Below are 22,514 nucleotides of genomic sequence, written 5' to 3'. Positions count from 1 at the left end.
GTTCACTGTATGGTTTTTGGATAACAATCCAATAGGCAATAAAAAGAGCCCGCTTGCGCGGGCTCTTTTGCTTTAACAGCTAAAGTTAGAAAGGGGGCAGACCCGCATGGGTCTGCCCCCTTTTTTTGTACCCTCAGACCCTTGTCTATGGCTCTGACTACAAGGAAGAATGCTCTTCACAGACACACTGGGATAGAGTAGAACCATGCACTACCCCATGTTTTCCCACGCACCAGAGCCCGTCGATCAGCAGCACCAACACAACGGTGAAGAACGAACGGCAGCCCTCTACGTAGAGAGCACACTGGAGCCTCACGAAACCTGGGCGGCACTGACCGAATACATTCACCTCTGGTGGCCCAGGCAGCTCCTACAGAGCGAGGAAAGCCATATCGACCTCTCCACTGAGCTACTGCTCGAAGAGACCGCAGCCGGGGATATCATTCCTGTCGCACGCATTATCCAATGCGAGAACGAAGACGTCCTCACCATCGCACCCTACCCGGGTACACACTTGGGACGCCTCCTGGGAGTAGCTGAAGAATCAGAAGAAAGCCTGAGCTTCATCCTGGATGCCCTGGCACCGGAGACCGCAGAAGGACCGTTATCCCTGCTCGAAATCAGTAGCGGCACCTACACTGGTCGTGAAGACGAGGAACTGGGCATCTACGCTGAACAGGAAGCAGCAGCAGCCCTACTTATGGGTGCCTACAGTCGTTTCATTGGAACTGAACTCCAGCGAGAAGAGCTATAGGGGCCTTCGGATAAAAGAGGTTCTCAACCCCTGTAGAGTGGTATGTCATGAGCACACAGGACCAGAACACCCCGCAGCAGAAGGACGCACGCCCCATCTGGGCGCGGCTGCGTACTAAAGCCACAGCAGAAGAGGCGCAACCTCACCATTACACCAGGGCTGACATGCTAAAGCAGAGCAATATCTGGTTCCGTAAACAGGGCGTGCCCCTCATTATTCCTGCCCGTCAACGTGCTCTCGATGCGTTCCCACGCTCCGTGCCGTGGATCCTGTGGGCTGGCATCATGCATATCTGCTATATCTTCCTGCGCGACATTCTCCTCTTCGTCGTAGAGGACGTGAAGGGTTCCCTACCGAACTACATCAAAGCTCTCACAAGCGATAGCGCCCTCAGCAACGAAGTACTCCCAGTGCTCGTACTCGGCGGGATTTTCCTCGTTATGCCGATTATCTCCGGTGCGTTCATCGCTCTTGCTCACATGCTGATGGTCCGTACCCCGCAGTGGGTTCAAATCACCACGGGTATTCTTACCCTACTTTTTGCCGGAATGCTCTTCACCACCGGCGTCTTCGAAGCAAGCACCCTTGAAGGCATAGACTTCGTCTATGACGGCGGACAGGTCTTCCCCCTGATTGTTATCGGAATCTACCTCGCCATCTTCTTGGGCGTAGATACCGTACTCGGCTGGTCCCTCAAGCACGCCATCCACCAGCTCGCCTCCCTGCCGCCCATGATCGCGAAAGTACTACCCGTACTCATGGTGTCCGTGCTCTTCATCTTCGTGAATGCAGACCTCTGGAAGCTCGCCAACGGGCTCAGCTTCCCGCGCACCTGGGCTGTTCTGGGGCTCATGGGGCTCCTCGCCGTGTTCGTGGTCGTCACAACCTCCCTGGAACGCACAGCGCGCCTGCTGGGGCGCTCCAGAGGCGACGACATCGCACGCTTTAGCGACAACGACTACGAGTATGCCGCAGCCCTCGAAGGCGGAATCTGGAACACTGCCCAAGACTGGGTCGAAGAGAAGAAAATCCTCGAACACCGACCCCTCAAAATCGCGCCCTGGAGCAACCTCATCATCATCCCCATGATCGGGCAGATTATTCAGGCGACCCTCTTCATGCTGCTCGTCTTCGGATTCTTCATGGGCTTCTCGTCCATCGCCATTAGCGATACCACCATTGAATCGTGGATGACCGTCAAACCCGAACACCTCAAAATCCTCGGCGTAGACACCAACATCAACGCCGTGGTCATCAAGGTGTCCATGATCGTTGCCGTGTTCTCCGGACTCAGCTTTGTCGCAACCACCAGTAGCGACGAAAAATACGCCCGAAGCTTCCTCAAGCCCATGATTGCGCGAATTAAGCACATCCTGGTTATTCGCGATATCTACCTGGGCCTGCTTACCATGCCCAAGAACGAAGTACTCATACCCCTCAGCGAGGAGGAGAGAGTGCAAAAAGAGCCTGACAAGGCGTAAAGAGGTTAGGTAGGGGTAGAAGCTAGTGGGTCGACAGGTTCACTGTCAGCAGGTTGAATACCAGATACACCATGAGTAGGGCCACCGCCGCATCAAGTACACGCCAGGCCTCCGGGCGGGCAAAGAGCGGACGTAAAATTCGTGAGCCGTAGCCAATCATGAGGAACCACAGCACGCTACCGCAGCAGCATCCCAGGTAATACCACCAACGGCCCGGATCGCCCTGCGTATTAGCCAGAGAACCGAGGAAAATCGTTGTGTCCAACCATGCCAGCGGGTTGAGGTAGGTGACCGCCGCCGTGGTCAGCAGGGCCGCCTTCAAAGACTGCGCATCCTCGGTACCCTCCTCAACGACAACCGCATGCGGGATGAAAACACGCTTCGCCGACTCGTAGCCGAACCACGCCAAAAACGCCGCACCCACATAACGGAACACCTCAATAAACCACGGCGCCGCATCCAACAGGGCACCCAGACCCACAACGCCCAAGCCAATCATCAGAGCATCCGACAGAATGCAGAAAATAATAATCGGGGTAATGTGCCGACCCAAAATACCCTGACGCAGCACAAAAGTTCCCTGGGCGCCAATAGCCGCCACCAAAGAAATCGTGGTGGTAGCACCCAGAAACAGCAGGGACAGGGATGCGGACATCGTGAAACTTTCTATGTTGATCAAACTGGGCATGAGCCCGCGTACGTAGTGGTGGGTAGCGGCTCTCTTACTACCAGCTTGCCAGGCAAAAGCTCGCGACGCAGGGATAAAGCCTGCGTTAGCTGAAGTGTGAAGTGCCAGAGACGAGAATACGGGAAAAAGGACCCTAAATCTATCTAAATATTTTCACACTGCGTAAGATATTCTTATGACACGTTTCAGTACCGACCAGCTCACCACCTTCGCCACCGTCATTGAATACGGCACCTTCGACGCGGCAGCAGATATCCTGCGAGTGAGCCCCTCCGCCATCTCCCAGCGCATCAAAGCCATGGAACAGATTGCCGGAAAAGTCCTGGTACGCCGAAGCAACCCCGTCACCCCCACCGACGCCGGACAAAGCGTACTGCGCATCGCCCGACAAAGCGAATTCCTGCAGCAAGAAATGGAACGCGAACTCATGGGCGCCGGCGGCTTCCAGAGCGTCTCCGTTGCCGTCAACGCCGACTCACTCGCTACCTGGTTCCTCGACGCCGTAGGAATCCTCAGCCGCGAAGACAGCATCTTCTGTGACCTGCGACGAGAAGGCGAATTCCACTCCTCCGCTATGCTCCGATCCGGAGAAGTCATGGCAGTCATCACCTCCAAACCCGAAAAAATCCCCGGCTGCTCCGTCGAAACCCTCGGTGTGGCACGCTACTGGTGCGTTGCCACCCCCGACTTCGTGCAGCGGTACCTGCCCGGCTGGCCCAAGATCATGAGTCGCGAAGAGCTCAATCGTGCCCCCGTCGTCGAATATGACCGTAAAGACTTTGTGCAGGATGTGGCGCGAGCCCTCATCGAAAAAGAGGTAGGTCTAGAGGCTGAAGAAACCTTCACCCAAAGCCCCACCATCTACATTCCCTCATCTCCGGACTATGCGCGAGCCGTCAGCTCCGGTATTGCCTGGGGTCTCATTCCTGAGGCGCAATGCGCCGAAGAGCTCGAAAGCGGGCACCTCGTGAAGCTCGCCGCAACCCCGGTAGAATTCCCCCTCTACTGGCAGCGCTGGAACATCAACTCGCCCGTTATGGAGACCGTAACCCGCCGCGTCCACGAAGCGGCACGAGGCGACCTAATCTACTAAAGGGTTCATTGATTCAAGATTCTGAAATTAACCAAATTGTTAAAAATATATGTCTGACTAGACTATATTCTTATATAAGAATATAAGAACCGGGTAATAAAACCCTATAACACCCCACCACACATACAGAGGCGGCCGCCCCACACGGGACGGCCGCCTCTCTATAAGCTCTAACGCCTAAGTCATAACGCCTAAAACTCTAGCGCCAACGAGTCATCATCAGCATGCTCACCATCATGGCGCCCACACCAACACTCACATTCCACATACCCAAATCAGGAATCGGGAACAGGCCCTGCGTAATGTAGAAAACAATAATCCACAGAATGCCCACCGCCAGCAGCGAGAACATAATCACTCGGTACCACAACGGAGTCTGCTCCTTCAGCTGCGTGCCGCTCTCCATCTCACGAGCAATCTCACGCAGACGCAGCTCGCTTGCATCCTCCACCTCAGACTTAGCAGACTTCTGAGACTTCTTCTTGGACGATGCCTTAGCCGAGTTGGTCGACATACTTCCTCCGCTTATTGTTGTATGGGTAACCTAAAAATATATGTTCACACCTATCTTTGCAGACTTACGGGATGATTTCACCTTCTCCGTGCGTTGAAAGATAAGGAACGCCACCCGGCGCCCAAGAACATACACAACCCAAAGGACAAAGGAGAACGCATGAGCCAAGGAACGGCACCCACCGCAGAGCGCCGCCCCCGCACCGTGCTGCACTGGATCATCCAGATTACAGGCGAACTCCTTATCACCGTGGGCCTCCTGCTGTTGCTCTTCGTCGCATGGCAGCTCTGGTGGACCAACATCGACGCCGACCGCACCCAATCCCAAGCCGTCAGCACCCTCGTCCAGGAATTCGACTCCAACCCCGCCGAACCCCTCCCCGACTGGGACCCCAACACCCCTCCCGCCGGTCTGAGCGAACCCGGCCACGGTGAAGTCTTCGGCATCGTCTACATCCCCAAGTTCGGATCCGACTACCAGCGCCCCGCCACCCAGGGAACCAGCTCCGACGTGCTCGACTCCCTCGGACTCGGCCACTACGAAGGAAGCGCCATGCCCGGACAGGTCGGCAACTTCTCCCTCGCAGGCCACCGCCAAACCCGCGGTAAAGTCCTCAACGACATCGACCTGCTCACCGAAGGCGACCACATCTACGTGCGTACCAAAGACGGCTACTACACCTACACCGTCTACAGCCACGAAATCGTGCAGCCCGACCAGGTAGAAGTCATCGAACCCGTCCCCGGACAGCCCGGCGTAGCACCCACTGAGCGCCTCCTGACGCTCACTACCTGCCACCCGCGCTACGGCGACACCGAACGATACATTGTCCACGCCCGCCTCGAATCCTGGCGGCCCGCCGCAGCCGGAGCGCCCGCAGAAATTGCCGCCTCCGTAGCAGGATCCTAAACCAGAGAGGAAAAGCAAGATGTACGCATGGATTTTCCGCCACCTCCCCGGCCCCCTGTGGGTTCGCATCATCATCGCCATCGTGCTGATACTCGCCGTAGTCTACCTGCTCATGGAATTCGTCTTCCCCCACTTCGCAGAGTACGGCCCCTTCAACCTGAACGTCACCATCAACCATTAGCGCTAAGGACGTGCCATGACCCGCATCCTTGTTATCGACAACTACGACAGCTTCGTCTTCACCCTCGTCGGCTACATCCAGCAGCTCGGCGCTGAAACCACCGTCATCCGTAACGACGAATACGAGCTCGCCGAAGTCATCAAGCTCGCCGAAGAACACGATGGCGTGCTTGTCTCTCCCGGCCCCGGTGCCCCCGCAGAGGCAGGCGTCATCATTGACACCATCCGCTGGGCAGCCGAAGCGAAGAAGCCGCTACTGGGTGTCTGCCTCGGCCACCAGGCCATCGCGGAGGCATTCGGCGGCACCGTCACCCACGCCCCCGAGCTGATGCACGGCAAGACCTCCCGCCTCGTGCACGAGAACGTCTCCGTGTTCAAGGACGTGCCCTGCCCCTTCACCGCGACCCGCTACCACTCCCTGGCGGTTGTACCCGAAACCATGCCCGAGGTCCTGGAAACCACCTCCACCACCGACAATGGCATCATCATGGGCCTGCGCCACCGCGAGGCCCCCATGCACGGCGTGCAGTTCCACCCCGAATCGGTCCTGACCGAAAGCGGATACCTCATGCTTGGCAACTGGCTCGAAGAAACCGGCCTGCAGGGAGCCGCAGAGCGCGCTAAGAGCCTCTCGCCCCTCATGGCCTAGTACTTCTAGCCTAAGAAGCCCTCAACGGCTTATATCGCCTCCAGAAGCCCCGTAGCAGACACGCTACAGGGAAACTGGAGGCGATAGCTATATCTGGACCCCTAGCTACGAGCAAACCCAGATACACGAACAAGCCCAGATACGCGAAAAGGGGCGGCACCCCACACCCAACGGTGTGGAGCGCCGCCCCTTTTGCTAACCGCTAGAACCCCTTAGCGGGCGTTAGCGTTTGCATTATTAGCGTTGTTCGCATTGGTATTCGCGTTAGTACCCTGAATCGTACGGGTACCCGCAGTAGCGGACGCAGCCGGTGCCGGAGTAGCCGTAGCGGTAGAACGCTGCTGGTTCTGGTTACCAGTGGTAGCGTTCTGGTTACCGGTCGCCGCCGCAGGCTGAGTAGCCGCAGTAGTCGGAGCGGTCGTCTGAGTCGGAGTAGCAGCCACACGGATCGTCACAGTGCTGTTCTGAGCCACCAGAGTACCCGCCGCAGAGCTCTGCGAAAGCACAGTGCCCGCAGGACGCTCGTTAGTCTGAACAGTCTCAATGTTGGTGTTCAGCAGAACATCCTGAGCGGTCAGAGCAGCAATCGCCTGATCCTTGGTCAGACCCACCAGCGAGGGGACCTTTACCTTACCGGAGGACAGGACAATGTTCACGGTGCTACCAGCCTCAACGGTCTGAGCGCCCTTATCGTCGGTCGAGCCCTTCTCCGGGGACAGCTCCACAACCATACCGGCAGGAACGGAAGCGCTCTCCACAGTGGAGACGCGGCCATCCACCAGACCCAGGTCCTTCAGAGCGTTACGGACATACGCCTCACTCTGACCCTGCAGGTTATCCGGCAACTTGACCTTCTCCGGACCGCTCGAAACAGTCACAACCACGGTCGAGCCCTTATTAACCGTAGAACCGACACCCGGCTCAACGTTGATAACGTCGCCCTTCTTGATGTTGTCCGAGTAGCCCTGACGGTACTCCACCACGAAGCCTCGGTTACGCAGCTGGTTATCGGCATCATCGCGGGAAACATTCACCACAGCCGGAACCTGAACCTGCGGAACCTCATTGAGCTTGTTCTGGTAGTACAGAACCGAGCCGACACTGAAAACCAGCAGAGCCACAATCAGAGTACCCACAAGGAAACGAACCCACGCACGCTTACGCGGCGAAGACTCATCGTACTCTGCGTACTCCTCCTCGTCATACAGTTCCTCATCGTCTTCATACTCGAAGAAGCCGTTGAGGCCGCCGTCTTCCACCGAAGCCTCAGTAATCGAGGTGGTGTACGGGGCGTAATCCTCACCCAGGGAAGCAGTAGTCGCCGAAGGAACAAAAGCAGTAGTCATCGCTGCATCCTGAACCACGGTCTCTTCACCCGGGCGAACAACCGACGCCAGAGCCTGAGCGAACTCAGCAGCACTCTGATAACGCTCATCCGGGTTCTTCGCCAGACCCTTCAGAATCACAGCATCCAGACCAGCAGGAACCTCAAGCGGGGTGAACTTGCTCGGAGGCTCAGGGGCATCCGAAAGATGCTTAGCCGCCAGATCAACATTCGACTCAGCGTCAAACGGAGAACGACCAGCAATCATCTCGTAAATTACGCAAGCAGCAGAGTACAGGTCGCTACGGGCGTCAACTTCCTTGCCGCTCACTTGCTCAGGGGACATGTAGCGTGCGCTACCCATCACCACATTAGCCTTGGTCAGCGCCTCGCCAGCTTCCTCAATGGCACGGGAAATACCGAAATCCATGACCTTGATCTGGCCCGGCTGACCCTTAGCGATATCCTCGCTGGTACGCTCCAGCACCATAATATTCGCCGGCTTAATATCGCGGTGAATGATGCCCATCGAGTGGCTGTACTGCAAAGCACCCAGCAGCTGCTCGGAATAACCCAAAGCATCACGGACCGGCAGATGACCGCCACGGGACAGAATGGAACGCAGAGTATGACCCTCCACGTACTCCATCACGATATAAGGAATAGCGGTGCCCTCTTCCGAAGAAGCAGACTCCCCACCATCCTGCGAAGGGTTATACGAACCGGTGTCATAGACAGCAACAATCGCAGGATTGTTCAGAGACGCCACAGCCTCCGCCTCACGCTTAAAGCGTGCGCGGAACGTATCGTCCTGGGCCTGCTCCGGGCGCAGAATCTTAAGCGCAACCTTGCGGCCGAGGCGAGTATCCTCAGCAGCATAAACGGTTGCCATCGCACCGGTACCGATTACCTCGAGTACCTTGTAACGGTTATCAACCGTGTCGGGAACCGACAGGTCCATAAGTTCTCCTGGATCACTAAGACTAAAACTAAATCAAAATGTAGGGGCTAACGCGCCGACGCAGAAGCGGAAGCAGAAGCCGACGCAGACGGTGCAGCAGAAGCGCTCGCACTCGAACCCCTACCCGAACTGGAAGAGGCCACATACATGTCTACATTACTACCAACCGTGACCTTGGTGCCAGATGAGGGGGTAGTACGAAGCACCGTACCGGGGGCCGCCGTGTCCGAATTCTCATAATGCAGAGAAACATTCACACCCAGAGCGGCAACAGCCTTCGACGCCTCATCAACGTTCTTACCCTCAAGGTTCGACGGCAAAGTCACCGACTTCGGACCGGTGGAATAGCGAACAGTCACGCTATTACCCTGCTCCAAAGTACCCGTCGGAGAAACCGAAATCACCGTGTTCTCCGGCTGAGTAGACTCAACACCCTCAGTCTTGGGGGACAAGCCAAGGTTCTTCAGCTCGTTCACCGCATCCTGCAGTTCACGACCCTCATAGTTAATCGCGTTGATGGTCACCTTCTGCTTTGCAGCACGGGCAGAAGCAGACTCAGTCGGCTCCACCGTCGAAACGGTACCCGTGTTCGTCGGAACAACAGACGAAGAAGCGCTCGGAACCGGATCAGTCGAACCGCCACCACTATTGGAGGAGAGGACCGTCCAAATACCGCCAGCAATCAGCACGATTGCCAGAAGCAGAGCAACCCACATCCACACGTTCGATCCACGCTTAGCCGGAGGGGCAACAGCAGCCTTCACACGACCCGAAGCTGGACGCATGGTCTGCGCACCCGTACGAGGAATAGGCGCCGTCGTCGGCTCCGGCGAGAAACGACCACCAGAACCAAAACGCGGAGTAGCAGAAGCACTAATCGGCTCAGCCGCAACATCCATAGCGGTCATCGCGACAGTACCGTCGTCAGCATTCTCCTCAGCCAAGAACTGCGCCAGCGGAGGAACAGCCTTCACCGCTGCCTTCAGATCGCGGCGACGAATCGCATCCACCGCAGAAGCCAGAGCGGTCGCATCCTTAGGACGCTGAGCCGGGTCCTTCGCCAACAAGCACATGATGAGCGCACGAGCAGGAGCCGGGATGGTCTCCGGAAGCGGCGGCGGCGGATCATTCACCTGAGCCAAAGCAATCGCAATCTGCGACTCACCCGTAAACGGACGACGACCCACCAAGCACTCATAACCAATAATGCCCAACGAGTACATATCCGAAGACGCGGTAGCCGCCTGACCGGTTGCCTGTTCCGGCGCCAAATACTGGGCAGTGCCCATCACCTGGCCGGTAGCCGTCAACGGCACCTGGTTAGCCAGACGAGCAATACCGAAATCGGTCACCTTCACACGGTCATCCGGAGTGATGATCAGGTTACCCGGCTTCACGTCACGATGCACCAGACCCTGCGAATGAGCCGCAGCCAACGCGCGAGCGGTCTGAGCAATGAAGTTCAGAATACGATCGGGCGGCAAGGTAGTCTCGTGCTCGATAATGCTCGAGAGCGGATTACCCGGCACCAGCTCCATGACCAGGTACGCGGAGTTGTCCTCCTCGCCGTAGTCGAAAACGTTCGCTACGCCGGGGTGGTTCAGCAGCGCCGTATTACGGGCCTCAGCGCGGAAACGCTCCAAGAAGCCCGGGTCACCGGTGTACTCCTCTTTGAGGATCTTGACCGCAACGATGCGTCCAAGCACCTTGTCGCGAGCTTTCCACACCTCGCCCATACCGCCAATCGCGATACGTTCGGTTAGGGTGTAGCGCCCGCCCAAAGTGATATCAGCCGCAGGCCTCACTTGTTCAACACCGCCTCAAAGAGTTGCTTACTAGTACTGGTTGCCAACTGGGCACCGGTCGCCACGTCAATATCCTCATAAACCACAGCAATCGCAATCTGAGGATCATCAGCCGGCGCGAAACCGGTAAACCAAGAATTATTCAAACCTGCCGTGGTCTCCGCGGTACCGGTCTTACCCGCCACCTTCACACCGGAGACACCAGCATTACGTGCAATACCATTATCAACCGCATTCACCATCCACTGCTTCACCTGGTTAGCAATTTCAGGGCTAGTGGACGTACGCAGCTTCTCAGGAGAGAACTCCTGCAAAGTGCTCAGGTTGCTGGTCTTCACCGAACGAATCAGGTTCGGCTTCATCTGCACGCCGCCATTTGCAATCGCTGCAGAAGTCATCGCCACCTGCAGCGGAGTGGTCTTCACGTCGTACTGACCAATCGCCGACTGGGCCAGCTGGCTCTGCGTCAGATTCGACGGGAAAGACGACTTAGAAACCGTCAACGGAATCTTCAAATCCTGGCCGTAACCAAAATTCTCAGCGGTCTTCGCGATACGCTCCTGACCCAAATCCATCGCAATCTGCGCAAACGGCGTATTACAGGACTGAGCCAAAGCCCACTCAATCGTCACCTGAGTGCGGGTCGAACACTGACCGCCCGTATAGTTCGGCAGGCTGATGTTCGTGCCCGGCAGCGGCAACTGCGCGGGGTTCGCAATGACCGAAGATGCGTTGTACTTGCCGGACTCCAGCGCCGCCACCGCATCAATAATCTTGAAGGTCGAACCCGGCGAATAGGTGTTACCCGCAATCGCACGGTTAAACAGGGGGCTGTCCTCATCAGAAGTCAGAGCCTGGTAATTTGCCAACACCGAAGAGCTCGTATGAGACGACAGAAGATTCGGATCATAGGACGGCGAAGAAGCCATCGCCAGAATCTCACCAGTCTTCGGGTTCAACGCCACCACAGCACCCTTACGGCCCTGCAACGCGTTATAGGCAATATCCTGAAGCTTCGAATTAATCGTCAGCTCCACGCTAGCGCCCTGCGCAGAAGAACCACTGAACAGCTGCGCCACACGGTCGTAGAACTGGCTATCGCTCGTGCCGGCAAGCTCCTTATCCATAGCAGCTTCCAAACCGGTCGCGCCATAAATCGTGGAGAAATAACCGGTCAGAGCCGCATACTTAAGCGGGTGGTTATACACACGCTGGTAGTTGTACTCATCATCAGACTTCACCGACGAAGCAATCTCCGTACCATCAACCACAATCGAACCACGTGCCGAACCGTAATTGTCGTAGAGCGCTCGAGAATTCCACTGATTATTCATCAGCGTCTTCGAATCGAAGAACTGAATATAGCTGAGGGTACCCATCAGCAGGACAAACACGCACGCGGCAGACATCCACATGCGGCGAATAGCCCTATCCATTCTTCTCACCTCCAGAATCCTTAGCCGTAATACGCGCCAGAACGCTAGTAGCACCCTCCGGCTCGTAGCTAGTGTCCGCATGGTCAATACCCTGCGGAGCATCATAACCAGCCACCAGGTGAGGTGCGCGGGCACTATGAGAAATCGACAGCCACAGCGCCACAATAATCCAGTTAGCCACCAACGAGGAGCCACCGGCAGACATGAAAGGAGTCGTCAGACCAGTCAGCGGAATCAAGCGAGTCACGCCACCAATCACCACGAACAGCTGCAGAACCATGACCGTAGACAGGCCAGCAGCCAGCAGCTTACCGAAACCATCACGAGTACCCAACGCCGCACGGTAACCGCGCGAAACCAGGAGCATGAACATCATCAGGATCGCGCCCAGACCAACCAGGCCCAGCTCCTCACCCAACGAGGAAATAATCATGTCCGAGTTAGCGTACGGGACGAGGTTCGCGCGGCCCTGACCCCAACCGCGGCCAAAAAGACCGCCATAAGCCAGGCCGAAAACGCCCTGCAGAATCTGACCCGAACCGCCAGGAGACGCCTGGTAAATCTCCGGATCAAAAGCATGCACCCACGCATAAATACGGGCGTGCACGTGCGAGACATAGTGGTACGCGAAATAGCCACCCACAGCCATACCGATACCCGCAACCACCAGCCACGAAATACGACCGGTCGACAGGTACAGCATCGCCATGAACAGACCAAAGAACATGATTGCCGAACCAAGGTCCTTCTGGAACACCAGAACACCCAGGCTCACAATCCACGCCAAGAACACCGGCGCCAAATCACGCAGACGCGGCAGATTAATCGGACCAATACGGCGGCCAGCCACCAGAATCAGGTCACGGTGCGTCGCCAAATAGCCGGCGAAGAAAATCGCCAAAGTAATCTTCGCGACCTCACCCGGCTGGAACGTGCGGTTACCGATATGAATCCAAATACGAGCACCATTAAGCTCCATACCCAGACCCGGAACCAGCGGCATGATGAGCAGAATCATCGACAACACCAGCGAGGTGTACGTGACCTTACGTAGCAGACGGTAATCCCTGAGCACGAACACGATAATCGCGCACAGCACCATAGACACGCCGGTCCACATCAGCTGACCATCACCCACCGGCGCCGCAATCTGCGGGTCCAGACGATAAATCATGGTCAAACCAATACCGTTCAGCGCCACCACCAGCGGCAGAATAAACGGATCAGCATAACGTGCGCGGAACTGCATGACTAGGTGAATCAGAAGAGCACCGGCACCCAGCACCACCGTGCACGGCAACCACTGGCTCTTCGACGTATCAAAAGCATGCTCCGGATCAATCAGATACATGCCGAACGAGCTGATACCCACCGCCAAAACCAGCAGGAAAAGCTCCGTGAAACGGCGTGCACGAGGCGCATCCGACTCACGACGGAACGAGAACTTAGCCATTATTCTCACCGCCTACCGCAGCAGGAGCCTCCGAAGAAGCCTGCTCAGGAGCCGGGGATGCCGAATCAGAGCCCGGTGCTTCAGAGCTCGGAGCCTCACTGGGTGCCGCAGAGCTCGGGGAAGCGGAAGCGGAAGCCGAGGCAGACGCTGCAGCCTGCTCAGCCTTCTCACGCGTCTGATCCGCCTGAGTCTTCAAACGAGACACAATCTGGTGCGCATCATCCAGGTCCTTCGCCGTAATCGCATTACGCAACAAAGAACGCGTATGATCGCTCAGCTCACTCGTAGGAATATCGGTATTCTCCACCACGTGAGAAAGGCGAATCGGGCCCAACGCATGCGGAATACCGTTGTACACCGCAACCGTGCCGTCACTCTCACCCACATAGTAGCTACGCTCTACATAACGCAGACCGGTCCACGCAGCCAACGTCAAAACAGCCGCAACCAGCAGAGTAATAAACAGGCGAATCGGCCACGACCTCGGACGCGAACGCTCCTCAGTGTCCTCAGCAATCAGCTCCTCCAGCTCAGCCGGCAGGGCCGCCTCATCAGACTCAACCTTCAACGGCACACGCTGAGCCACCGTCGCACGATGCTCCAGGGTACGAGAAGTCACCGCCGGAATCATGCCGGTCTCAGTAGCCACCGAAGCGGCACCAACCAGCTGATGCGGGCGGGAACCCAACTCGCTACGCAAAATCGCAGCGTTCGTAAGAGCCGCATCCACGGCGTTATCGTACGTACCGATATGGTGACGAACCGCCCCAGAACCGCTGTGCAACAGGGTGCCAGAGAAGTCACGAGCACGACGGAAACGGCGCAACGACCGACGATGATGCTCCTCAGAGTCCTCATCATGGTGCGCACCCAAAAAAGCCTCAGCAGCTTCAGCCGTGGCAGCAACCTCGGGAAGCTTCTGAGTGTTCGTGCTGACCTCCTGCTCCGCCACAATCGAATCAGGCAGAGCAGACTCAGGCAGGCTCGAAGGACCCACCGGCTCATCCACCGGCAGAACCTCACGGTCAATCACCTGCAGAGACACAACCGTGACATTGTCCGGAGCGCCACGCTCCAAGGTCATCGCAATCAGAGTGTCAGCAATCTCAGACAGGTCATCGGTAGAACGCATGACCTGCTCAATCTCCGACAGGGACACCACAGCATCCAAACCATCCGAAGAGAGCACCCAGCGCTCGCCGGGAACAGCGTCCAGAGTCTTCAACTCCAGCTCAGGGGACGCGTCAACATCACCCAGAACGCGCATAATCACGTTCTTATGCGGGTGGTTCTCCGCCTCCTGCGGGGTAATACGACCCTCATTGAGCAGGCGCTGCACAAACGTATGGTCAGTAGAAATCTGCTCAAACTCGCCATCAGCACCCGGACGCAGACGATACGCACGCGAGTCACCAATATGGGCGAACTCAATGCAGTCACCGTCAATCAGCAGGGCAGTACAGGTCGTACCCATACCCGCCAGCTGCGGATCATTTGCCGCCAGCTCATTAATAATCAGGTTCGCGCTCTGAATCTCATCAGCCAGGTAAACGCTGCCGGTACCATCCTCAAAATCAGGGTGATCAAGCGGAGTCAGATTCAGAACCGTCGTAGCCGACGCGACATCGCCGCCCACGTGACCGCCCATGCCGTCAGCAACGACCGCAAGGAAACGACCACCGTAGCCGGAGTCATCATTCTTCGAGCGTTTCAGACCCGTATCAGAGCGGGCCTCAAAACGAAAAGCAATCTTCATACACTAGCCCCTCAACTGCATGGTGGTACCGCCAACGCGGAAATCATCACCGGGCTCAATCGGGGTCGCACGAGTCAGACGCTCGCCATTGACGAACGTACCATTAGTAGAATTCAAATCCTCCAGGAACCAACGGGAACCCTGAGGGAACAGACGCGCATGGCGGCCCGAGGCGTAATCATCCTGCAGGGACACCTCAATGTCATTAGCGCGGCCAATAGTAATCGGCTGGTCGCCCAGCTGCATCATGGCGCCAGCCTGCGCACCGGCAGTAATCACAAGCTGCGAAGGGCGAGTCGGCGGAGGCGCAATATGGGTAGCCTCCGGAACCGCATCAACCGGTGCCGCACGATAGTTCTTGCCCAAACCCAGGTCACGGCGAGCCGCCGAAACCACCAGGAAAACAAAGAACCAAATCAGAGCCAGAAAAGCGTAACGAAGGATAGTAACGGTCAATTCAGACGCCATTAACGGACACCTCCGGTCGAACTATGGAAGATGATGCGGGTATTACCCATGCGAAGCAGCGAACCGTTCGCCAGCACCACCGGCGCACGCAGAGGCGCACCGTTAATCAACGTGCCGTTGGTAGAACCCATATCGGAGGCGACCACCGCACCACCCTGCATCGAAAGCTGCAGGTGACGGCGAGAAACGCCCTTATCGTCCAGGCGAAGATCAGCATCAGAACCGCGACCCAGCACAAACGGCAGGTGGCTCACCGGGTGCATGCGGCCCTCAATCTCCAAGAAGAAACGGGGTGCAGCCGTTGCCGGGGGTGCTACAGGCATGTTCGGGCGCGCCGCAGGAACCTGCTGAGGCGCAGGGCTCGGTGCGGGCTGCGCCGGCTGAGCAGCCGGCTTCGTAATGCGGGTCGGCAAAGAAGACTCGCGCGGCGGACGCACCGGCGCATAGTTAGTAGCACCACGCAAAGACGGGGACGCCGGAGCCTCCGGCACAGAGAACGGCTCGAAAGTCGCAACAACCTCAAACTCGCCCTCAGAGAGAGAATCAAGAACATTGAAGGTCACGCGAACCGCGCCAATGAGGGTGTAACCCTGCGCGCGGGCGTGCGAAATCGCCAAATCGCACAGCTCAACAGCGAACGGGTTGCCCCACTCGCGCACGCGCGGGAAATCGACCGGCGCGAAACGCAGAGTGTAGACATTAGGAGCCATGGTGCGACCGCTGCCGTCCACGTAGGACTCGTCATCCATCATGATGCGGACGCGGTTAGCGACATCCGCCTTCGCAAAGGTGCCGAAGCCCTTGGAAAGGCCGACAGTGCGACCGATGCCTTGCTCCAGCTTGCCCAGCTTGTCGAAAAACTTCATGCCGCCTCCTTCTCAACGACCATTCCGAGCAACAGACCGCGTAAACGGTCTTTATCCGAAAGGCTCAGTTTAACGAGCGTGTCTGTGCGTTAGCTGTGTGTCCTGTGAATGAACACACCCGATTCTATTTTAGGTGATGCACTCGTCATCGCTCTGGAACCCCGTCATTTAGCGGGGAAATGGTTATGGATATGAAAAAATCCCCGGTTCTTTCGAACCGGGGATCGTTGGTGCGCGAGGGGGGAGTTGAACCCCCACGCCCTCACGGGCACACGGACCTGAACCGTGCGCGTCTGCCTATTCCGCCACTCGCGCATGTGTCTTACGGTGTATCACCGCAGGCAACACATAAAACTATACGGACTGCATGCGGTGCTGTCCAATTGAGATGGTGTGACCTTCGTTACTTGTGTTATGTGGAGGTGGTGGTGGGGGCTCAGGAAGAGCCTCCGAGCCGTTACCAGCCACCCCCCTCGGAAGTTGCAGTATCGGAAGCAGCCGCAGAAGCCTGCGCTCCGCGTTCCTGCTCAGTACGCTCCCGATCAATGCGTTCCAGACGCGCACGCAACAACCACGTCACCGGACCCACATACGGCAAGCACAACACCAGCAGAAGCCACTTCAACTTCTGCACCTCAGAAAAATACGGATTCCGATGAATCGTCACCAAGCACAGCAGTGCCAGTACAATACCAGCCAGAAACACGATGGTGACCACCAGCTCCAATACAGCATTCCAAGCCATAAGTCCTCCTAACATCCTCCCTAAGCATACAGACCCCGGACACGCCCCGGGATATGCATTAGGACGCACCCAGAACGTGCGCTGGCAGGCACGCCATCCGCACGCCCCTCGGGCGTGTAAAAGGGTCCGCCCCGCACACAGCAGGACGGACCCTCCACAAAGCCTTACACAGAAACCTGCGTGTAGCTCACAAACTAGCGGCTAGCCTTCTTAGCCTTCTTCGCAGCACGACGCTCAGCAGTCTTCGCATCATACTCAGCCCAGAACTCGCGGGTAGTCACCGCATCGGTACCATCCCACGCCGCCAGATTCTTAATCTCCGGCATATCCGAAGCCTTGAAAATCGGTTCCAAACCAGCCTTACGCTGAGCCTCGTAATTCTTCAAGACCGCAACCACCTTTGGGGTCAGCAGCAGCACAGCCGTCAAGTTCACAATCACCATGCCGGCATTCAGCATATCCGCGGTAGTCCACACCAGATCCAGCGAAGAAATCGCGCCGAAGAACACGAACATCAGAACCAGCACGCGGAAAATAGTCATCGGCAGCTTACGCTCAGTCACGAAACGCATATTCGACTCACCGTAGTAGTAGTTACCAATCACAGTCGAGAACGCAAACATGAAAATCGCAATCGTCAAGAAGTGAACCGCCCAGTCACCGAGCTGCATAGCCAGCGCCGACTGAGTCAGCGACGCACCACGAGAACGATCACCATAGGTCGGGTTCGACAGCAGAACAATAAACGCAGTCACAGTACACGCCATCATGGTGTCAAAGTAAACACCCAGAGTCTGCACGTAACCCTGCTTAGCCGGGTGAGAAATAGTAGCGGTCGCGCCAGCGTTCGGAGCAGTACCCATACCTGCCTCATTAGTCAGCAGGCCACGCTTCATACCCCAAATCACGGCGCCCATGGTACCGCCGGTCACGAACTCCTTAATGCCGAAAGCACCTTGGAAAATCATCAGCAGCATGTTCGGGACCTCAGTGATGTTCAGCAGAACAACCAGCAGACCCAGCAACAGATACAGCACCGCCATAATCGGCACCAGCCACTCAGTCACCGAAGAAATCGCGCGAATACCACCGAAAATAATAGCCGCAGTCAGCGCCACCATAATCAGACCAATAGTGATGCGGAAGCCCATCGAGTTAGTACCCGAAACATCAATGCTGAACGAGTTCGCCGCAGCATCCACCACAGCATTCGTCTGAACTGCGACAAACACAAACGCGTAAGTGATCACAATGAACGCCACGAAGATGTAACCCATCCACGGAGCATTCAGACCGCGCTTCATGTAGTACGCCGGACCACCAATGTAGGAATCCTTACCGCGCTCCTTGTACAGCTGACCCAGAAGGGACTCCGCGAAAGCAGAAGCCGCACCAACAGCAGCAATAACCCACATCCAGAACACAGCACCCGGGCCGCCCATAGCAATAGCCAAAGCAACACCCGCAACAGTACCGGTACCCACACGAGAAGCAGCCGAAACAGTAAACGCACGGAACGAAGAAATGCTCTTCTTACCGTCAGCCTCACGAGCAACCGGGTCACCCAGGACACGGACCATTTCCTTAATGGAACGCCACTGCACACCGCGAGTACGGATCGTAATGTACAGACCAGCCGCGATCAGAGCGTAGTAGAGGAAATTACTCCACATCCAGTTCTGCACGGCATCCACGGTGGAAGTCAGCCCCGCAGTATGCGTATTAATGTCCCCGATGATATTCAGAAGAAAATCCACTCGGCACTCCAATCTTGAAAGCAAAAAGCCCGCACGCTCAAACCCGGAAGACGGACAGCGTGTGGGCTACATTGCTGGGTGGTGCGGACTCACGCCGCGCAGCGGAGCCAATATACGCTCCGCATGATTAGTCACCCCATTGTGGGACGCGCAACCCTCACGGAGCAACTTAAAAAAGGGTCAAACGCAAAATGTAACGAATACTTAATATATGGGCAGAGTAAATATAGGCTCCGTGAGGGTTCCACCAATACTAGTGGGGCGGGCACAAAAAGCCCGGCACAAGGTACAAAACCTCGCACCGGGCTTAGCGAATAAACGGGGGTGTCGGCCGGGCTATGAACGCTCAGGCTTCACAAACGGGAACGACAACACCCCACGAATCTGCGTCTGAGCCAACAGCATCACCAAACGGTCCACACCCAGACCCAAACCACCCGTCGGCGGCATACCCGTCTCCAAGGCGTACAGGAAATCCTCGTCCACCTCCATCGCCTCCAGATCACCCGAAGCCGCCTTCAATGACTGCTCCGTCAAACGCTCACGCTGCACCAGCGGATCAGCCAACTCAGAATAAGCACAGCCCATCTCCATGCCGTTGATCACCAAATCCCAACGCTCCGCCAAACCTGGAACACTACGATGCGGTGCCGCAAGCGGACTCGTCTCGGCAGGGAAATCCGTATAGAACGTCGGCTCCACCGTATGTGCCTCAACCAGCTCACCATACAGCTCCTCAACGATGGCACCCGGACCCATACCCTCATGAACACGCACACCGTGCTGCTGCGCCAAAGCCAGCAGCTCCTCAAAATCCGTCTGCACATCCACTCGGCGACCCAGCGCCTCCGACAGGGCATCACACACCGACACCACACGCCACGGACCCGACACATCAGACACCGTGCGCTCGCTCGAAGCCTTATGCCCCAGCGGCAAAGACACCGAACCAAAAACCGCCCGGGCGGCATCCTTAATCAGACGCTCCGTCAACTGCCGCATCTGCACATAATCCGCATACGGACGATACGCCTCAAGCACCGTAAACTCCGGGTTATGGGTCGCATCAGCACCCTCATTACGGAAATCACGACCCAACTCATACACCGGACCGCTACCGCCCACCACCAGACGCTTCAGGTACAGCTCCGGCGCAATACGCAGCGTCAAATCCTCACCATAGGCGTTGATATACGTGCGGAATGGACGCGCGCTCGCGCCACCGTGCACCGTATGCAGAATCGGGGTCTCCACCTCAAGGAAACCCTCCGCATCTAGGCGGGCACGCAACGCCTTAATGACCGCGGTGCGCAGACGCAGATTCTGCATCTGATCCGGATGCACCAATAGGTCCGTGGAACGGCGACGCAGACGCGCCTCCGGGTCAGTAAAGGAGTCGAAGGGGATGGGGTGCAGACTCTTCGACGCCATGTGCCAGGAGGAAGCAATCAGTGATTCAGTGCCGTTACGGCTCGCCCCGTAGGTGCCCCGCACAGTGATGATGTCGCCGGTATCCAGGGCGTGTGCAGCGAGGTTCAGCAGACGCTCACCCACCAGGCTGCGTTCCATGATGACCTGCAGGGTTTTGTCACCTTCAATAAGAGTCACAAAGAGAACTCCACCGTGGTTGCGAAGCGCGCGAACACGCCCCGAAACCATGAATTCCGAATCTGGAATATTTTCAGAAGAGAATATACGCAGAGCATCCTTGACACCCAGCACAGAGGCAGCAGTACCAGCCTTTTCACCGCCCAGCGGATACGGCTCCATACCCGCCGCACGCAGTGCTTCCAGATGGCGCAGACGATGCTGAGTCTGATCGCTACGCGACACCTCAGGAAGCTCTTCCACAGTAGCGAGCTGCATCTGGTGAAGAGCCTCCAACTCACCTGCAGAAAGATGCTGCTCCTGATCCTGCAAACGGCGCGCCGACAGATTTGGCAAGAAACCCTCCGCCATGCCCGCAGCAAACACAACATTCACCATCGCCAACGTCGGCTCCGTCGCCACATAACGAGGAACCCACAGCGGGGCAAACTTCAGATTGAAACGATACAGGCGGCGCAACTGCAGAAAACGATCCAGCACACCCAAAGAACGGGATGCGAAACGGTTCCACGCCGACGCACCCACCTGATCCGCAGCCTCAAAAATATGGCCAAACATCGCAAAATTCAGCGACACCCGACGTACACCCAGCGCCGCCGCCTGCTCCATGAGCGACGCCACCATAAACTCCACCACACCATTAGGGGCATCAGGGGAGCGGCGCATAACATCTAGAGACAGCCCGGTGGGGCCCCACGGTACGAACGACAGCAGAGCCACCATTCGACCTGCCTCGTCATGAGTCGAAACCAGCAGAGAGGAAGAATCCGCCGGATCATTCACACGATTCAGAGCCATCGAAAAACCGCGCTCCACACGCCCATGACGCCACGCAGAAATATTCTCCGCAACCTGCTGACGCTGCTGCTCGTTCAACTCTGAAAAACGGCGGATCTGCACTGTATACCCGCCGCGGCGCACACGCTGAACCGCCTGACGCACCGGCAACATCGACGTGTCATTGAGCGTGAAACGATCCGCCTCAAGGACCGCCTCCTCACCCATCTGAATAATCGACAGACCCGCCCGGTTATAGGCGCGCGCACCCGCCTCACTCACGCTCAGCGCCGCAGGAACCCAACCGTAACTACGTGCCTGTAGCATCCACTGCTCGATCGCGGCATCCCACGAATCGGGGTCACCCACCGGGTCACTCGACGCCAAGCACACCGAACCCACCGAACGGTACGTAATCGCCGCCCTCTGATCCGGAGAGAAAATCACCTGCTTATCGCGGCGCGTCGAAAAATAGGAGAGTGAATCATTGGCGCCATACTGCTGCAGCAGAGCGCGAATCTTCAGCTCCTTCTCACCGGTCCAGGCGTCCGGGGCACGGTAGCCGCGCGCCAACAGGTACAGCGCCGCAACCAGCGAAGCACCGTAACCAAACGACGCTAAGAAAGCCACCACATCGGCAGCCCAAACACCAGGATGCGTACGCTCAATACCCATGCCGTGCATGAGTAGCTCCCACGGGGTGATGAAACGCAACGGCTCCCACACACCAATGTGGCAGAGGTACCAGAGCACCAGGGTAGTCAGCAGGATACCGCCAACAGCCGTCAATGCCGCACCCACCCACGAGAGGCGACCAATGCGCGCCGGGAACGCTGAACGAATCGAGAAAAGGAACGGCACCAGCACACACGCAAACACGATGGAGAGAGTATCGACCGTCGAGGAGAAAATACGGTCCTTCGGCATAATCCCCGCGGGGAACGCCAGCGTGAAAGCGCTATGGGTCGCAATCAGTGCGCCCAGCACCTGGAAAACGATGGCTGCAATGAGGGCAGCGCGCTTGCGCACAATCAGTCCGGAAACCAGCACAATCATCGTAATGGCGCTGGGCAGAGTATGCGTGGAGGGAATATTCAGCAGGTCAGCGGTGACTTCCCACCAGGTGAAGCCGCGACCGCGCCGCAGAGGAGAGATAACCCACGCAAACGTGGTCAGAAGCGCGGCAAAAGAATACACCCCGATAACCACGCGTGCTGATATCTCTGCATACCTTGAGGGAGGCGCAGGCGCCTGCCCTGCTCGTGCTGTACGGCGACGTGAGGTAGTGCG

General features: G+C 57.2%; 18 protein-coding genes and 1 tRNA gene. 6 read left to right on the top strand and 13 right to left on the bottom strand.

The genetic code is table 11. The features are described 5' to 3' along the window. Positions 1 to 217 precede the first annotated feature (217 nt). Both HMPREF2971_RS00380 and HMPREF2971_RS00375 read left to right on the top strand, forming a co-directional pair. Entirely contained in the window at positions 218 to 754 is a 537-nt protein-coding gene (locus tag HMPREF2971_RS00380; protein WP_231840270.1) for a GTPase, read from the top strand. Between the two features lie 47 nt (positions 755 to 801). Further along, entirely contained in the window at positions 802 to 2,235 is a 1,434-nt protein-coding gene (locus HMPREF2971_RS00375) for a D-mannonate dehydratase (protein ID WP_070690533.1), read from the top strand. A 22-nt stretch (positions 2,236 to 2,257) separates the two neighbouring features. Here the strand turns inward: HMPREF2971_RS00375 and HMPREF2971_RS00370 are convergent, their stop codons facing one another. Then, the gene (locus tag HMPREF2971_RS00370; RefSeq protein ID WP_044150899.1) at positions 2,258 to 2,890 is read right to left on the bottom strand and encodes a LysE/ArgO family amino acid transporter; all 633 of its coding nucleotides are present in this window, start codon (positions 2,888 to 2,890) and stop codon (positions 2,258 to 2,260) included. A gap of 208 nt (positions 2,891 to 3,098) precedes the next feature. Here HMPREF2971_RS00370 and HMPREF2971_RS00365 point away from each other — a divergent pair, with 208 nt between their 5' ends. Beyond that, entirely contained in the window at positions 3,099 to 4,016 is a 918-nt protein-coding gene (locus HMPREF2971_RS00365; protein ID WP_012904366.1) for a LysR family transcriptional regulator ArgP, read from the top strand. A 199-nt stretch (positions 4,017 to 4,215) separates the two neighbouring features. Here the strand turns inward: HMPREF2971_RS00365 and HMPREF2971_RS00360 are convergent, their stop codons facing one another. After that, a complete protein-coding gene (locus tag HMPREF2971_RS00360) occupies positions 4,216 to 4,530 on the bottom strand; it encodes a cell division protein CrgA (RefSeq protein WP_005507388.1) in 315 nt (104 codons plus the stop codon). A 159-nt stretch (positions 4,531 to 4,689) separates the two neighbouring features. Here HMPREF2971_RS00360 and HMPREF2971_RS00355 point away from each other — a divergent pair, with 159 nt between their 5' ends. Genes HMPREF2971_RS00355 through HMPREF2971_RS00350 form a run of 3 tightly spaced genes read left to right on the top strand, consistent with a single transcriptional unit; the run spans position 4,690 to position 6,268 of the window. Next, positions 4,690 to 5,439, top strand: a complete 750-nt coding sequence (locus HMPREF2971_RS00355; protein WP_044150898.1) for a class E sortase — start codon at positions 4,690 to 4,692, stop codon at positions 5,437 to 5,439. 19 nt (positions 5,440 to 5,458) lie between these two features. After that, the gene (locus tag HMPREF2971_RS09275; RefSeq protein ID WP_005507386.1) at positions 5,459 to 5,620 is read left to right on the top strand and encodes a hypothetical protein; all 162 of its coding nucleotides are present in this window, start codon (positions 5,459 to 5,461) and stop codon (positions 5,618 to 5,620) included. A 15-nt stretch (positions 5,621 to 5,635) separates the two neighbouring features. Beyond that, positions 5,636 to 6,268 carry an aminodeoxychorismate/anthranilate synthase component II gene (locus HMPREF2971_RS00350; RefSeq protein ID WP_012904364.1) on the top strand — a complete coding sequence of 211 codons (633 nt, stop codon included), beginning with the start codon at positions 5,636 to 5,638 and terminating at the stop codon, positions 6,266 to 6,268. A 212-nt stretch (positions 6,269 to 6,480) separates the two neighbouring features. On the opposite strand, the gene pknB is transcribed toward HMPREF2971_RS00350, so the two are convergent. The 11 genes from pknB to lysX form a co-directional block, all read right to left on the bottom strand. Continuing rightward, on the bottom strand, positions 6,481 to 8,553 hold the full coding sequence (gene pknB / locus HMPREF2971_RS00345; RefSeq protein WP_049355347.1) for a Stk1 family PASTA domain-containing Ser/Thr kinase: 2,073 nt from the start codon (positions 8,551 to 8,553) through the stop codon (positions 6,481 to 6,483). A gap of 47 nt (positions 8,554 to 8,600) precedes the next feature. Further along, positions 8,601 to 10,358, bottom strand: coding sequence for a protein kinase domain-containing protein (locus HMPREF2971_RS00340; protein ID WP_070505496.1), 1,758 nt, complete (start codon positions 10,356 to 10,358; stop codon positions 8,601 to 8,603). Further along, entirely contained in the window at positions 10,355 to 11,794 is a 1,440-nt protein-coding gene (locus tag HMPREF2971_RS00335) for a peptidoglycan D,D-transpeptidase FtsI family protein (RefSeq protein WP_049345751.1), read from the bottom strand. The genes HMPREF2971_RS00340 and HMPREF2971_RS00335 overlap by 4 nt, the downstream gene beginning before the upstream one ends. Next, positions 11,787 to 13,247 carry an FtsW/RodA/SpoVE family cell cycle protein gene (locus tag HMPREF2971_RS00330; protein WP_005507381.1) on the bottom strand — a complete coding sequence of 487 codons (1,461 nt, stop codon included), beginning with the start codon at positions 13,245 to 13,247 and terminating at the stop codon, positions 11,787 to 11,789. Before HMPREF2971_RS00330 ends, HMPREF2971_RS00335 begins: the two co-directional genes overlap by 8 nt. Continuing rightward, positions 13,240 to 15,003, bottom strand: a complete 1,764-nt coding sequence (locus HMPREF2971_RS00325; protein WP_049341960.1) for a PP2C family protein-serine/threonine phosphatase — start codon at positions 15,001 to 15,003, stop codon at positions 13,240 to 13,242. Before HMPREF2971_RS00325 ends, HMPREF2971_RS00330 begins: the two co-directional genes overlap by 8 nt. A 3-nt stretch (positions 15,004 to 15,006) precedes the next feature. Continuing rightward, complete coding sequence (locus HMPREF2971_RS00320) at positions 15,007 to 15,471, bottom strand: FHA domain-containing protein FhaB/FipA (RefSeq protein WP_049357192.1); 465 nt, start codon at positions 15,469 to 15,471, stop codon at positions 15,007 to 15,009. Then, positions 15,471 to 16,337 (bottom strand): FhaA domain-containing protein, encoded by an 867-nt coding sequence (locus HMPREF2971_RS00315; RefSeq protein ID WP_070690530.1) that lies wholly within the window; start codon positions 16,335 to 16,337, stop codon positions 15,471 to 15,473. Before HMPREF2971_RS00315 ends, HMPREF2971_RS00320 begins: the two co-directional genes overlap by 1 nt. Before the next feature lie 228 nt (positions 16,338 to 16,565). Next, positions 16,566 to 16,652 (bottom strand) — tRNA-Leu (locus HMPREF2971_RS00310). Positions 16,653 to 16,794: 142 nt separating this feature from the next. Beyond that, positions 16,795 to 17,082 carry a PLDc N-terminal domain-containing protein gene (locus tag HMPREF2971_RS00305; RefSeq protein WP_070690527.1) on the bottom strand — a complete coding sequence of 96 codons (288 nt, stop codon included), beginning with the start codon at positions 17,080 to 17,082 and terminating at the stop codon, positions 16,795 to 16,797. Positions 17,083 to 17,276: 194 nt separating this feature from the next. Continuing rightward, complete coding sequence (locus HMPREF2971_RS00300) at positions 17,277 to 18,839, bottom strand: alanine/glycine:cation symporter family protein (protein WP_070690524.1); 1,563 nt, start codon at positions 18,837 to 18,839, stop codon at positions 17,277 to 17,279. Between the two features lie 336 nt (positions 18,840 to 19,175). Beyond that, a complete protein-coding gene (gene lysX / locus HMPREF2971_RS00295; protein WP_070690520.1) occupies positions 19,176 to 22,433 on the bottom strand; it encodes a bifunctional lysylphosphatidylglycerol synthetase/lysine--tRNA ligase LysX in 3,258 nt (1,085 codons plus the stop codon). Positions 22,434 to 22,514: the final 81 nt, after the last annotated feature.

The sequence above is a fragment of the Rothia sp. HMSC066G07 genome (assembly GCF_001814485.1).
Classification (GTDB): Bacteria; Actinomycetota; Actinomycetes; order Actinomycetales; family Micrococcaceae; genus Rothia.
Note: the sequence above shows the minus strand (reverse complement) of the source record. Positions and strands in the feature narration are given on the sequence as shown.

Coding starts and splice junctions, on each gene's coding strand:
- HMPREF2971_RS00380 (WP_231840270.1), top strand. CDS start 218: ATGTTTTCCCACGCACCAGAGCCCGTCGATCAGCAGCACCAACACAAC.
- HMPREF2971_RS00375 (WP_070690533.1), top strand. CDS start 802: ATGAGCACACAGGACCAGAACACCCCGCAGCAGAAGGACGCACGCCCC.
- HMPREF2971_RS00370 (WP_044150899.1), bottom strand. CDS start 2,890: ATGTCCGCATCCCTGTCCCTGCTGTTTCTGGGTGCTACCACCACGATT.
- HMPREF2971_RS00365 (WP_012904366.1), top strand. CDS start 3,099: ATGACACGTTTCAGTACCGACCAGCTCACCACCTTCGCCACCGTCATT.
- HMPREF2971_RS00360 (WP_005507388.1), bottom strand. CDS start 4,530: ATGTCGACCAACTCGGCTAAGGCATCGTCCAAGAAGAAGTCTCAGAAG.
- HMPREF2971_RS00355 (WP_044150898.1), top strand. CDS start 4,690: ATGAGCCAAGGAACGGCACCCACCGCAGAGCGCCGCCCCCGCACCGTG.
- HMPREF2971_RS09275 (WP_005507386.1), top strand. CDS start 5,459: ATGTACGCATGGATTTTCCGCCACCTCCCCGGCCCCCTGTGGGTTCGC.
- HMPREF2971_RS00350 (WP_012904364.1), top strand. CDS start 5,636: ATGACCCGCATCCTTGTTATCGACAACTACGACAGCTTCGTCTTCACC.
- pknB (WP_049355347.1), bottom strand. CDS start 8,553: ATGGACCTGTCGGTTCCCGACACGGTTGATAACCGTTACAAGGTACTC.
- HMPREF2971_RS00335 (WP_049345751.1), bottom strand. CDS start 11,794: ATGGATAGGGCTATTCGCCGCATGTGGATGTCTGCCGCGTGCGTGTTT.
- HMPREF2971_RS00330 (WP_005507381.1), bottom strand. CDS start 13,247: ATGGCTAAGTTCTCGTTCCGTCGTGAGTCGGATGCGCCTCGTGCACGC.
- HMPREF2971_RS00325 (WP_049341960.1), bottom strand. CDS start 15,003: ATGAAGATTGCTTTTCGTTTTGAGGCCCGCTCTGATACGGGTCTGAAA.
- HMPREF2971_RS00320 (WP_049357192.1), bottom strand. CDS start 15,471: ATGGCGTCTGAATTGACCGTTACTATCCTTCGTTACGCTTTTCTGGCT.
- HMPREF2971_RS00315 (WP_070690530.1), bottom strand. CDS start 16,337: ATGAAGTTTTTCGACAAGCTGGGCAAGCTGGAGCAAGGCATCGGTCGC.
- HMPREF2971_RS00305 (WP_070690527.1), bottom strand. CDS start 17,082: ATGGCTTGGAATGCTGTATTGGAGCTGGTGGTCACCATCGTGTTTCTG.